This is a genomic window from Roseofilum sp. KMC-1 (genome assembly GCF_057802075.1).
Genome location: NZ_CM173605.1, coordinates 1,598,164 through 1,610,834, shown reverse-complemented (window position 1 = coordinate 1,610,834; position 12,671 = coordinate 1,598,164). Strand labels below are relative to the sequence as shown.

Annotated in this window: 11 protein-coding genes; 6 read left to right on the top strand and 5 right to left on the bottom strand. The window is 43.6% G+C overall.

What is annotated here, in order from left to right:
• Positions 1–63 precede the first annotated feature (63 nt).
• From AC3FZD_RS07470 to AC3FZD_RS07450, 5 genes are all read right to left on the bottom strand, one after another.
• Complete coding sequence (locus AC3FZD_RS07470) at positions 64–831, bottom strand: LEVG family PEP-CTERM protein (protein ID WP_488739525.1); 768 nt, start codon at positions 829–831, stop codon at positions 64–66.
• A gap of 252 nt (positions 832–1,083) precedes the next feature.
• On the bottom strand, positions 1,084–2,070 hold the full coding sequence (locus AC3FZD_RS07465) for a glycosyltransferase family 2 protein (RefSeq protein ID WP_488739524.1): 987 nt from the start codon (positions 2,068–2,070) through the stop codon (positions 1,084–1,086).
• A 4-nt stretch (positions 2,071–2,074) separates the two neighbouring features.
• Positions 2,075–3,007: a lysylphosphatidylglycerol synthase transmembrane domain-containing protein gene (locus tag AC3FZD_RS07460; RefSeq protein ID WP_488739523.1), complete on the bottom strand. Its 933-nt coding sequence runs from the start codon at positions 3,005–3,007 to the stop codon at positions 2,075–2,077.
• Between the two features lie 10 nt (positions 3,008–3,017).
• On the bottom strand, positions 3,018–4,616 hold the full coding sequence (locus tag AC3FZD_RS07455) for a glycosyltransferase family 39 protein (protein WP_488739522.1): 1,599 nt from the start codon (positions 4,614–4,616) through the stop codon (positions 3,018–3,020).
• Positions 4,617–4,628: 12 nt separating this feature from the next.
• The gene (locus AC3FZD_RS07450; protein WP_488739521.1) at positions 4,629–5,351 is read right to left on the bottom strand and encodes a sulfotransferase domain-containing protein; all 723 of its coding nucleotides are present in this window, start codon (positions 5,349–5,351) and stop codon (positions 4,629–4,631) included.
• Positions 5,352–5,492: 141 nt separating this feature from the next.
• Here AC3FZD_RS07450 and AC3FZD_RS07445 point away from each other — a divergent pair, with 141 nt between their 5' ends.
• The 6 genes from AC3FZD_RS07445 to AC3FZD_RS07420 are packed head-to-tail and all read left to right on the top strand — an operon-like array spanning position 5,493 to position 12,661.
• Positions 5,493–6,419, top strand: a complete 927-nt coding sequence (locus AC3FZD_RS07445) for a glycosyltransferase family 2 protein (RefSeq protein WP_488739520.1) — start codon at positions 5,493–5,495, stop codon at positions 6,417–6,419.
• Positions 6,420–6,478: 59 nt separating this feature from the next.
• Entirely contained in the window at positions 6,479–7,636 is a 1,158-nt protein-coding gene (locus tag AC3FZD_RS07440) for a glycosyltransferase family 4 protein (RefSeq protein ID WP_488739519.1), read from the top strand.
• A gap of 11 nt (positions 7,637–7,647) precedes the next feature.
• Complete coding sequence (locus AC3FZD_RS07435; RefSeq protein ID WP_488739518.1) at positions 7,648–8,892, top strand: glycosyltransferase family 4 protein; 1,245 nt, start codon at positions 7,648–7,650, stop codon at positions 8,890–8,892.
• 2 nt (positions 8,893–8,894) lie between these two features.
• Positions 8,895–9,971 (top strand): NAD-dependent epimerase/dehydratase family protein, encoded by a 1,077-nt coding sequence (locus tag AC3FZD_RS07430; RefSeq protein ID WP_488739517.1) that lies wholly within the window; start codon positions 8,895–8,897, stop codon positions 9,969–9,971.
• Positions 9,972–10,778, top strand: coding sequence for a WecB/TagA/CpsF family glycosyltransferase (locus AC3FZD_RS07425; RefSeq protein WP_488739516.1), 807 nt, complete (start codon positions 9,972–9,974; stop codon positions 10,776–10,778). It begins immediately after the preceding gene.
• 32 nt (positions 10,779–10,810) lie between these two features.
• A complete protein-coding gene (locus tag AC3FZD_RS07420) occupies positions 10,811–12,661 on the top strand; it encodes a DUF6798 domain-containing protein (protein WP_488739515.1) in 1,851 nt (616 codons plus the stop codon).
• Positions 12,662–12,671 lie beyond the last annotated feature (10 nt).

The following is a 12,671-nucleotide window of genomic DNA, read 5'->3' as shown; positions in this document are numbered from 1 at the left end:
TTTATTGAGTTATCTTCTTAGGAAGAGAGGAAGGCGGAGCTTGATCTAGCACTCCAGACTTCTCTATTTAGCCTGACGTTTGCGTAAGCCTAAACCACCCATTCCGGCTAACAAGCCTAGACCGAGAATACTAGAAGGTTCAGGAACAGCTTCAATCACTTGATTGAATTCTCTCATCCGGAAGTTCACACCGTCACCTGAGCTGTTAGCATAGTCCATACCCAACTTGAGAGTAATTGAGTTGACATTCAAGAATTCCAAGGTGTTCATACTAGAGTTGCCGCGTGCGTCACCAGCAGCATCATTAAGTAATCTCTTCTGACTGGTGTTACCATTGACTGCAAGTACCCCAGTTTGGTTTTGACGCTCGGAATCGAAGAAATCAATGGTTAATTTATCCAGAGTTTTGGTGAAGACGAACTCAAAGATCCCAACTTCAAGCTGTCCTCCTTCTTCTGCTGGAGCAACGGGGCGGAACCAGTATCCTTGTGTATTGGTTCCTCTGTCACCATTAGAAAACGTGACGGTTTCTGCACCATTGGTGTAGGTGTTGCGAGTTTCTAAGGAATCCAAGAACAGTCGGCTGTACTGAGTTGCACCCGTTTCTGCATCTTTCCAACCTAGAGCGGTGACACTTTGAATAAATCCTGCAATCGGTGTGTTCAGGCATTCTTCCAAACAACCAAAACCTGTGTCAATTTCACTTTCAAAGGCTAAGGGATTGGCGGAGGCTGAGGGAGCGAACATACTGGCAACTAGGGTGGAGGCTACTGCTCCGGCTGCTACTGTGCTAACTCTTTTAGTAATTTGAGATAAAGATTGAGAGGTCATGGTATTGGGTCTCCTAGAACGGTCTAACTGACTTGATTAGTTTGTATAGTCTTTTCTTTGCTTTCCTCTACGATAGCCCTCTGGGAGGGGTCTTCGCATCAGAGGGATTGGGTATTTTTGATTTGAAGTTCCCATGTAGAAGTCCATGAGCTTCTGGGTATGCTTAAGTAGTTGATTCTGGAAAAATACTGAAGTGAGGGGTCAATCACCCTATGTCGTTTGGAATCATCCGTATAAGTGAGGAGAGGAGGGCTACTGGTGAATAACGGCTCGGACTCTATAGATGGGTCGATTTTGGGATTCATGGTAGGTTCGCATGAGCAGTTCTCCGAGCAGACCAAAGCAAAAGAGCTGTATCCCAGTCAAGAGAAGGACGACGACTAAAATGAGTAGGGGACGGCCGCCGATTTCTTCGCCAAAACCCAATTTGAGAATGGTGAGGTAGACTCCCAGCAGGAATCCGAGAAACATGGAGAGTAGGCCCATGGAGCCAAAGATATGCATGGGTCGGGTGAGGAATTTCTTCATAAACCAAACGGTGAGCAAATCCATTAAAACTCGGAAGGTGCGGCCAAGACCATATTTGCTTTTGCCGTATTGTCGAGCATGGTGGCGTACTGGTATTTCGGTGATTCTAGCGCCTTCGATAAAGGCTAGGGCGGGCAAAAAGCGGTGGAGTTCTCCGTAGAGATTCATGTCGGCGACGACTTCGGCGCGATAGGCTTTGAGGGAACATCCGTAGTCATGGAGTTGGACTCCTGTGACTTTGCCGATGATCCAGTTGGCAATTTTGGAGGGTAGGAGCCGAGTGACTGCATCATCTTGCCGTTGTTTGCGCCAACCACTGACGAGATCGTAGCCTTGTTCGATGGTTTCTAGGAGGAGGGGGATGTCGGCGGGGTCGTTTTGAAGGTCAGCATCGAGGGTAATAAAGATATTACCTTGGGCGTATTGAAATCCGGCGGCCATGGCTGGGGTTTGACCGTAATTTCGCCGAAGAATGACGGCTTTGAGATGGGGGGTTTTCTGGGCGAGTTGGGTTAAAAGTTCTGTGGAACCGTCGCTGGAGCCGTCATCGACACAGATGAGTTCGTAGGTGCGTTGGGTTGTGGGGAGTATTTTGGCGATCGCCTCTACCAGCAACGGTAAGCTTTCGACTTCGTTATAAATGGGGGCGATCACGGAAATTTCGGGCTTAGGGGGGGTTTCAACGGTGGGCAGAGTGGGGGAAGCGTTCATAGGATTAGGGGTTCTTGAGACTAAAGTGTTGATAAAGCCAGCCGAGTAGAGCGCCGATCGCCTCTGCTAATACACTGATGACCCGATATAAGGCAACTCCACTGAGGATAATAGCAGGTGGATAGGCTCCATCCAAGAGGGCGATCGCTGTGGCTTCAAAGACTCCCAAACCTCCAGGTGCGCCGGGAATGACTAAACCGAGTAACCAGGCGAAACTAAAGGCACTGATAAGTGGGGGCACTTGTTCTATTTCTATGGTCGATAGGGCGGATAGGGCAAATAAAAATCCGAGTCCGCGAATCAACAGAAATCCCATTTCACCGAGTAAGGGTTTTAAGGGATAGCGTTTTAACTGCGCTGAGGGTTGCTCCTGGGCTGCGAGTTCTCCTTTTGCTTTCTTTTTCGAGAGAAAAGTCAGAATCGGGTTTAAAATCCGAGGATGAATGCCTATCAAAACACTGGCTAAAATCACTGTTGGTAAGAGTCCTCGACTTTGGGGACTCGCACCTGCGGCTAATATGAGGGCGGAGGCTGCCATCAGCAGGGGTTCCATCAGGGTACTGAGGATGGCGATCGCCCCTGGAACACCCACACTTTGAGCGGCTCGAATGCGACCATAGAAATGCCAGACATTACCGGGCAAATATTTACCAATATTGGTGATTAGATAGGTTTGAATGCTCCAAATGGCTTTAACTCGTTGGTTAAACTCAGCTAAAATCCAGCCCCAGATCCAGCCTGACCAGATATGGGCGATGATTGTAATCAGGAGGGCGATCGCCAAACTAATCCATCCCCAGCCACTGATGCGAATTGCCAGCACTTCCTGCCAATGATCTTTGAAAGCTTTGGCAAGGAAAAACAACGCCACCCCCACAATAAACCATCGTAGGTAAGGTTTTAAAATTGAGAGTAGGCGTTGCATAAAAGATTTCATCGTCTCAGATTTAGACCCAATTTAAACGCCATAACCAATTCAGACCAGTACGCGGATTTTTGCTTTCACTGACTGGCTCTAAAGCCAATTCATCAACCGACTGAATTTGTTTCATCAGGTCTGGAGAAGGATCGTAGAGAAACAGATCCTCATCCCCTTTGGGAACTTGGATCGAATCATCATCTAGTAACCATACCTTTATTTTCGGATCGAGTCTATAGCTAAGAACTCCCAAACGCATTCCTGGATGACTTTTCGTCATCAGCAGAGCGTTAGGACTATTATTGACAATAGCCGTCACTTCTAAACTATGAGAGTCAGCCCGTTTATTCCACCAATCTTGGGATTGAGAACTTAAGCCACAAGAGATCATCCCCAGAGAGAATAACCCAATAGTTATCATTTTCCATAGATTGGCTTGATATCGCTTAGGAGAACTAATCTGAACGGACAAAAGATAAGCGACTACCAGTTGTATTCCTAGAAAAGTGGGAATAATATAACGTTGAATATTGGATCTTGTAGACCCAGTAACCAAATCTGGGATAGCCAGAACCAACCAGGGAATAACCACGAGTGTCAACACAAACAAAAAAGTTTTTCTCTCTGTAGTCTTCTGGGTAAAATACAAAGCATAAATCACTAAAAAAACCACACTAAGCATCAGGGGAACAAACAATTTCAGGGCTAGTGATGCCGTATCTGAACTCAAGCCAAAGTCCACAAACTGTCTAGCTGTATTCCCCAGCCAACTTTTAAGATAAAAATTCAGGGGAGGTTTACCCGATTCTGCTTGCCAAGTGACTGTATTTTGAATCGCCTTAAAATTCAGAAGAATCACAATAATCCAGGGAGTAAAAGCTACTGCGCCTATGATATTTGCTACGATATAAGGCTTCCAGATTCGAGTCCATCGAAATCCCTCTAAGCACAAGAAATAAATTCCATGAGCAAATAAGACTAAGGCAAAGAGAATATGGGTGTATAACCCTAACGCGATACTAGCTGCATAAATCCCCCAACTGTACCTCTTAAGTTTTGTCCAGGTAGGGGATTTATTTTGTAAGCGTATGGCTCTTAAAAGAGCAGCACTACAGCATAAGGTAACTACAGCCAATAAACTATATTGTCTGGCTTCTTGAGCATATAAGACTTGAAAAGGAGAAATGGCGAGCAAACCCATTGCCATCCATCCCGTTATGGAGGATTCAAATAACTCAAGACACAACCAATAAACGCAAGGAAAAGTTAACAGGCTAATGACTGCTGATAAACTACGGGTTGCTGTAACTGAACTACCCAACCACCCACGCCAAAAGCGAAGCATGACAAAATATAAGGGGGTATGTTCAGCATTATTAGCTAGAGCTTGGGCAACATCTGAAAAGGAGCGCTCTGGACTGGGATGATAATAGCTTTGAATATCTTCTATAGTCAGAATTTGATTCTTAGGTAAAACTTCGACTAACTTCGTTGCTGAATAGCCCGAAACTCTCAAAGCGGTAAAGGTTTCATCCAACCAATAGATTTTGGTGTCCAGATGATAGAAACGAAAAAAAACACCTAACAGTATACAGAAGGCAATCAAGACCTGTATGTTTTTTTTCATGGTTGACTACAGTTAAAAATAGTCTTTTAGTTTTGAATTGTGATTGAACACATATTCATAAACTTGATTGCCATAATTTTCCTGAAACTCTTCTCTCGATCCTTCATAGTTGTCACTACGACTAATTACCCGTGGATCGTGATAGGTTTTTTTCTTCACTTCTTCTTTAGAGACTCGTTGTTGAATATCCTGGAGTTTTTGGGAATCTAAGGTTTCGCCAAAATGAGCAGTAACTTTAGAAAACTCCTCAGCAATATTCTTTTTCAAGTTTTCATATCTGAGGATGGTTTTTTTCTCACTGGTGGTTTCTTCAATGAGCCATTTACTCAGGTGCTTGGCATACAAGCTTGACCAATATTCAATCCGATTAAGATCCCTGGTACTTTCCTGATAAAAGTTTAATTGAGAATAAATGGTGGGAACCGGATCTCGGTAGAGATAAATGACATTTTTACGATAGACATCCAGATCAAGATCGTGGGTATGATAGGTCATGAAATCTTGGCTATCTTTGAAATAGAAAGCTCGCACTAGAGAAGGACGTTCAAAATACAACTCCATCATCAAGCGCATCCAATGGCTGCCTGTTCTGGGAAAACTAACAAAAAAGGGAAAGTCAGGATTGCTGACAAACTTTTCAATGAGTTTTTCATCTCGAATTCGTTTGGATAAATCTTGATAGGAACTGGGATCGGTTATCAATTGTTTTACTAGCTGTATTGCTCGACCGATCATGATGATTAACTCCTGTTTAAATGAACTATTCCAAGAAATGAAAAAACTCACTTGGGCTTATAGTCGTCTGTAGTTCCAATCTAAAGAAAGAATATAGATTTTCGATACAGAAGTGAGTAAAGTACCTTTATAATAGTGCTGATGTCTATGACATGGCAAGCTATTAATCAAAATGTTATGAATTGTAAAACCATAGCGGTCTTACTGACGTGCCACAACCGCAAAGATAAAACATTAAAGAGTTTAGACTCGCTTTTTAGTCAAGATTTAGCTCCTGATTTTTCTTTGGTCGTATACTTAGTCGATGATGGCAGTACAGATGGCACATCAGAGGCGATCGCCAAAACCTATCCTCAAGTCAAGATCCTGCAAGGAGATGGTAACCTATTTTGGAACGGAGGAATGCGGAAAGCCTTTGCTGCTGCTCTAGAAGTGGGCCATGATTATTATGTATGGCTCAATGATGACACCCTTCTCTACCCCCATAGTCTTAGCACCCTTTTGGACACTCATCAAGAAGTAAGCGATCGCGGCCAACCCCGCTCTATTATCGCCGGATCGACCCAAGATCCAGATACTCAAGAATGGACTTATGGAGGATATCGGCAACGGGGATGGTGGTATCCTCCCTTTAAGTGTTCCCCCGTCAAACCCACGGATACCGCACAACCTTGCGATCTCATGTGTGGCAATATCGTCTTAATTCCCCAAGAAATCACTGCTGTGGTGGGAAATCTCGATCCCGATCTTACCCATTATGCGGGAGATTGGGATTATGGCTTGCGAGCTAAACAAAAAGGATGTAGTGTTTGGATTACCCCAGGGTATTTAGGGACTTGTGCCAGAAACCCCAAACCCGATCCGGCCAATACCCCTAAGCTGAAACAAGGGTTAAAAAATATTGAGAGGCCCAAAGGTTTAGCCCTACAAAGTGTTACCCTACAACCTTGGGAAGAGTGGAAAATTCTCATGCAACGGCATGGGGGAATTTTATGGCCGCTTTTCTGGATTTTGCCCTATCGAAAATTACTGTTTCCGAAATTTTTCGATCGCCACCAGGATGCTTAAATCCTGAAAAAAATTAATCCTTTATTTCCATTAATGATTGATAGATCGCCAAAAATATTATGGACACTCGCATCGCCTGGTTAGTCCCTGCCGTGAGAAGGGGCGCTTATTGGCAACCGGTTTTAAAAGAATTCACAAAAATTTATCCTCAAACCAAATTCTACACCAGTCAAACCTGGCCGGGATTCGATCCAGATGCTCCGGGGGCGGAAGTTATTACCCTTATTGGTAAATATCGTTTTCGGGAGACTCAAACGGTAGAATCTGGATACAATCGAGGGATTATTCTTGTCTCGCCAACTGTGGTGTTTCCGTTACTCAAGTATCATCCCCAGGTGGTTTTTGTGAGTAGTTTCTCCATCTGGACTTTATTAGCGATCGCCCTCCAACCCATAGGCAAGTGGAAGCTGATCTTAGTCTATGAAAGCAGTTCTCCGAATGTAGACTTTCGCGATAGTCCTCTGCGGTCTAACTTACGGCGCTGGATGACTCAATTTATGGATACTTTTATTTCTAATTCTCGCCGAGGGAAAGACTATTTAGTTGAAGTTTTAGGGGTAGATGCCAACAACATATCCGCCCGCCCCTATATGGTTCCCGATACTCAAACCCTGTTACAAAATCGTTCAGAAAATCGATCTCAATCTTTAGCCCTAAAGTCTCCGATTTTTTTATGTGTGGGATTGCTTGTGCCCCGTAAGGGAGTAAAATATTTATTACAAGCTTGTGTCATTCTGCGCGATCGCGGCTATTCTGAGTATAGCCTGGTTTTGGTCGGAGACGGAGAACAGCGAGCCGAATTGGAAGCATTTGTTAAAGACCATCAGCTAGAACAACAAGTGATATGGACCGGTTGGTTAAATTATGGCGATCTGGGCACTTATTTTGAGGGAGCAGATGTGTTTATCTTTCCGACCTTAGAAGATACTTGGGGTGTCGTTCTGTTAGAAGCGATGGCCTTTGGAAAAGCGATTATTTCCTCTAAATGGGCTGGAGCTTCGGAAATGGTGGTTGAAGGAGAAAATGGCTATATCATCGATCCCTATGAACCGGAAAAGTTTGCCCAAGCTATGATGGAATTAATCGACCATCCGGAGTTAATCCAAAAGATGGGACAAAAATCCCAGGAATTGATGGTAGAACATAATGCTCAAAAAGCGGGATTGTTTTTAGCCAGTCAAGTGGAGAAAGTGCTGGAAAAAGAAAATAAAACTTAGAGATAAAGCTTATGAAAATTCTCTTATCAGCATTTGCTTGCGAACCGGGACAAGGTTCTGAGGAAGGAGTCGGTTGGAATGCAGCCGTTGAGTCCGCAAAACACGATCGCGTCTGGGTGATTACCCGAAAGTTTTGTCAACCTGCTATTGAGGCAGAATTAGAGCGCAATCCTATCCCTAATTTACACTTTCGCTATGTGGAACCTTTCGACTGGAAAGAAAATTTTAAGGGGCGACAAGGGGGGCTGCAACTGCATTATTACCTGTGGCAACTTTTAGCTTATCAAGAAGCTCGTCGCTTGCATCAAGAAGTGCAGTTAGATGTGGTGCGTCATGTGACTTATGTTAAGTTTTGGTCGCCGAGTTTAGTCTGTCTATTACCCGTCCCCTTTATTTGGGGCCCCATAGGTGGCGGAGAAGCGGCTCCTAAACCGTTTTGGCGCGATTTTAGCTTTAAAGCCAAATTATATGAAACGGCGCGGGATATTGCCCAAAAAATCGGGGAAAGAGACCCCTTTACCCGGCTGACGGCTAAACGGAGCGCGATCGCCCTGGTAACTACAGAAGATACGGCTCTGCGGGTTAAAAATATGCCCGTTTCCCAAATAGAACTCTATTCAGAAGCCGGTCTCTCCCAAGCCGAAATGACCCGGTTAGCCTCTCTAGGCGAACCTCCTACTTCTCCCATCCGCTTTATCAGCCTAGGGCGCTTATTGCACTGGAAAGGGTATCATTTATCTGTCCGTGCCTTTGCCCAGGCTAATTTACCTGATGCCGAATATTGGCTGTTGGGAGATGGGCCAGACCGGGAAAAACTGGAGGACTTAGCCAAGAGTTTGGGAGTAAGCGATCGGATCAAATTTTGGGGCAAACGTCCCCGCGATGAAAGCCTAGAGAAACTGGGACAATCCCATGTTCTGGTGCATCCGAGTTTACATGATTCTGGGGGATGGACTTGTCTGGAAGGCATGGCTGCGGGTCGGCCAATTATCTGTTTAGCTCTGGGAGGGCCGAATACTCAGGTTACCGAGGAAACTGGGATTAAAGTACCAGCTCTGAATCCGGATCAAGCCGTCACTGGGATTGCTGAGGCCATGAAGCAACTGGCCCAAAACTCTGAACTCAGAGAAAAATTAGGACAAGCTGGACAAAAACGGGTGCGTGAAGTCTACGATTGGGAGATTAAAGGGCAATTTTTTGCCCGACTCTACAGAAGGGTTGCGAAACAAGAATCACCGTTATTAAATTCAAACTAATCATGAGTATCGCGATTATTACTGGTTCTGCGGGTTTAATTGGCTCCGAAGCCTCTAAATTCTTTGCCGGAAAGGGCTTGGAAATTGTCGGTATTGACAATGATATGCGCCGGGTGTTCTTCGGGGATGATGCCTCAACAACCTGGAACCGCCAGAGATTAGAGCGTTCTTTAGGCAAACAGTACAAGCACTTAGATTTGGATATTCGCGACCAAGAGGCGATCGCCAAACTCTTCCAAGACTACAGTAAAGATATCGCCCTCATTGTCCATACCGCCGCCCAACCCTCCCACGACTGGGCCGCCCGCGACCCCCAAATGGACTTCACCGTTAACGCCAACGGAACCCTAAACTTACTCCAAGCGACCCGCGACTTTGCCCCCCAAGCCCCCTTTATCTTCACCTCCACCAACAAAGTCTACGGCGACACTCCCAACCGTCTGCCCCTCATCGAACAAGACACCCGATGGGAAATTGACCCCGAACATACCTACAACACCGGCATTCGGGAAGATATGTCCATTGACCAAACCACCCATAGTTTATTCGGCGCGTCCAAAGTCGCTGCGGATGTGCTGGTGCAAGAATATGGTCGCTATTTCCAGATCCCAACCGCCTGTTTTCGCGGCGGATGTCTCACCGGGCCGAACCATTCCGGAACCCAACTGCACGGGTTTCTCGCCTATTTAATGAAATGCACTGTGACTGGCAAACCCTATACCGTCTTTGGCTACAAGGGTAAACAAGTGCGGGACAATATTCACAGCGCCGACTTAATCAACGCCTTCGATGCCTTCTTCCAAGCGCCGCGAGTGGCCGAAGTTTACAATACCGGCGGCGGGCGTTATAGCAACTGCTCCATGCTCGAAGCGATTAAGATTTGTCAGGAAATCACGGGCAAGGAGTTAAATTGGACATATTCGGAAACCAACCGCATTGGCGATCATATCTGGTGGATCAGTGATAATGCCAAGTTTGCCAACCACTATCCCAACTGGAAACACCAGTATGATGTGCCCCAAATCTTGCGGGAAATTTACGAATTTAATCAAGAACGTTGGGAAAAGGAGACGATCTAAATGATTGATGCTGGCAAGCGGAATATTCTGGGCGTTCTGGTCAATATCATTGATTATGAAGGAGCAGTAGAGCTAATTATTCAAGCCGCGAAAGAAAAACAAGGGCTATCGGTTTCTGCCCTAGCCGTTCATGGCGTAATGACCGGCGTTCTGGACAATACCCACCGCTTCCGGCTCAATCATATGGATTTAATTTGTCCCGATGGGCAACCGGTGCGTTGGGCGCTGAATTTTGTTCATAAAGCGAGATTATCTGACCGGGTATACGGCCCCAATTTGACCTTGAGGGTATGCGAGCAAGCGGCTCAGGAGGGGCTGCCCATTTACCTGTACGGGTCTCGGCAAGAGGTTTTAGACGCTTTTGCTCGGAATTTGGGCGATCGCTATCCTCAGCTCAAAATTGCCGGGTCTCAGCCCTCCCGCTTCCGGCAAACCACCGCCGAAGAGACGCAGGAAATCGCCCAAACCATCAAAGATTCTGGAGCTGCCATCACCTTAGTCGGTTTAGGCTGCCCTCGCCAAGAAGTTTTTGCTCATGAATACCGCGATCGCCTTTCCATGCCCCTTCTCGCCGTAGGTGCAGCCTTCGACTTCCACGCCGGACTCCTACCTCAAGCTCCCCCCACCCTGCAAGCCGTGGGTTTAGAATGGCTCTATCGCCTCATTCAAGAACCCAAACGACTCTGGAAACGCTATGTTTTTCTCAATCCCTATTATGTTTGGCTCTTAAGCTTACAAATTTTGCGTTTGCGTAAATTCGATCCAGATAGCGCCACTCCCCCCGAACAGGAATTACGCTATGGTTAACCTCCCAAGTTTTGTTTTTTTGGCACTTTCTGATGAACCTTAATCTTTTATTGAAATGGCTTAAAAAATATTCGCCCTATGGGTTTGTTGTCACATCTACTCTAATCGCCTATGGGTATTTGTTTCCTTCATCAAACTTAACAACTCATATCCCTTATATTCAATCTCTATTAAATCCAGAACTATACAAGTTTGATTTTTATGTTCAAGAAGCACTTCAGTTTTCTCCTAGATACTACTATCAATTACTGATTACTTCAACCATCAATTTGGGTATAAGCTTGCCCTACACTTACTTTATTTATTATGTCATCTCTTTAGCTTCTTTCATCTTTGGTTTATATGCCTTAGGCAATAAATTTGGTCAATCCAAGCTATCCGCAGGTGTACTAGCTTTTTTGTGCTTAAGCAGTATTGACGGAACAATTGGCAGTGTTGATTTATTTAGAACAGAGCCGATTCCAGCTATATTTGCAATGGGAATGACAATATGGGGAATTTATTTTTGCTTTTGTAAAAAATGGTTCTTTGGATATTTACTGTTTGGAATTGCATGTCTTTTGCAATTTTTAGTTGGACTATTACCTGGATTAATGATGAGTGTCATCTTATTTAAGGATACTAGAAAAGATCATAAATCTTGGACAACAGTAATTTGGCCAATGTTAACGTTAGTATTTTTTGCTTCTTTAGTTTACATTCCTATGAAGCTGATCGATAATACGGGTACTGATATTTTTAATTCTGCTGAATTCATTCATATTTATGGTTATATTCGCCACCCACATCATATTATCCTCTCTAGCATCAATCCTAACAAATGGAGTAATTTTATATTCTTCATATCGGCAGGAATATTGTTTATTAAAAGTTCAAAAACTTTAAAACCAGAAGAAAAACTAAATTTACTTACTATTATCACCTTATCTTTGTTGTCTTTGTTTCTGGGGTATATTTTTGTAGAAATTTTTCCTGTATCGTTATTGGCAAAATTGCAGTTGGCTAGAACTACACCATTTGCACAACTTATGGTTTTTATAGCAATGAGTGCTTTGGTCAACCAATATTATAAGGAAAAAAATTGGTTAATAACGGTGATATTGATATTAATACCAACCCTTCAAGACGGTAGTATTATCTTATTCATGGTCGCTGTGTTGATATCAACACATAACTTAAAAATCAAGAATCAAAAGTTATTATTGATATTAACAGTATTAACCTTTATCTATTTCTCTATTATCTATCCAAGCCTTGATTTTTCCTATACCACATTCAAATCTATTACCTGGAAGTTATTACTATTTATCAGTTTGACTTTTCCTTTTATATTAGAGGAATTTATTCGTCCAAAATTAATAAAATATTTATCAACCTTTCTCCTCAATTGCTTTTCTTGTACTTTATTAATTTTGGGCTTAACTAAAATAGCGCCACAAAAATTTTTATACTCATTTGAAAATAAAATAAAAATATATCAAGTATGGAATAATAATTTAACTAAGTTAGCTGTACGATTTAAAGATAAATCTTCACAAGATGCTCTGATTTTAGTTCCTCCTTTTGAAGATGGTTTTAGGTTGCATTCCCAACGTTCTGTTGTCGTCACATTCAAAGGATTTCCTTTTACCGATCGAGGGATTCAAGAATGGCTAAATCGAATGACAATCATATTAGGCCCAATAGAATATCCTATTTCTTTAAGTACAGTAAACTCACTCTATAGTCATCGTAGTTCTTCTGATTTATTTAGAGCAGCTCAACAACTAAAAGCTGAATATATCTTAACGAAAAAAGACTGGCATAATCAAGTTGATGGAGTCGTTTTTGATCAAGAAGGAGAATGGATTATCTATAAAGTTGATATCAATAATAGTGATTAGACAATCCAGC

Coding starts and splice junctions, on each gene's coding strand:
- AC3FZD_RS07470 (WP_488739525.1), bottom strand. CDS start 831: ATGACCTCTCAATCTTTATCTCAAATTACTAAAAGAGTTAGCACAGTA.
- AC3FZD_RS07465 (WP_488739524.1), bottom strand. CDS start 2,070: ATGAACGCTTCCCCCACTCTGCCCACCGTTGAAACCCCCCCTAAGCCC.
- AC3FZD_RS07460 (WP_488739523.1), bottom strand. CDS start 3,007: ATGAAATCTTTTATGCAACGCCTACTCTCAATTTTAAAACCTTACCTA.
- AC3FZD_RS07455 (WP_488739522.1), bottom strand. CDS start 4,616: ATGAAAAAAAACATACAGGTCTTGATTGCCTTCTGTATACTGTTAGGT.
- AC3FZD_RS07450 (WP_488739521.1), bottom strand. CDS start 5,351: ATGATCGGTCGAGCAATACAGCTAGTAAAACAATTGATAACCGATCCC.
- AC3FZD_RS07445 (WP_488739520.1), top strand. CDS start 5,493: ATGTCTATGACATGGCAAGCTATTAATCAAAATGTTATGAATTGTAAA.
- AC3FZD_RS07440 (WP_488739519.1), top strand. CDS start 6,479: ATGGACACTCGCATCGCCTGGTTAGTCCCTGCCGTGAGAAGGGGCGCT.
- AC3FZD_RS07435 (WP_488739518.1), top strand. CDS start 7,648: ATGAAAATTCTCTTATCAGCATTTGCTTGCGAACCGGGACAAGGTTCT.
- AC3FZD_RS07430 (WP_488739517.1), top strand. CDS start 8,895: ATGAGTATCGCGATTATTACTGGTTCTGCGGGTTTAATTGGCTCCGAA.
- AC3FZD_RS07425 (WP_488739516.1), top strand. CDS start 9,972: ATGATTGATGCTGGCAAGCGGAATATTCTGGGCGTTCTGGTCAATATC.
- AC3FZD_RS07420 (WP_488739515.1), top strand. CDS start 10,811: ATGAACCTTAATCTTTTATTGAAATGGCTTAAAAAATATTCGCCCTAT.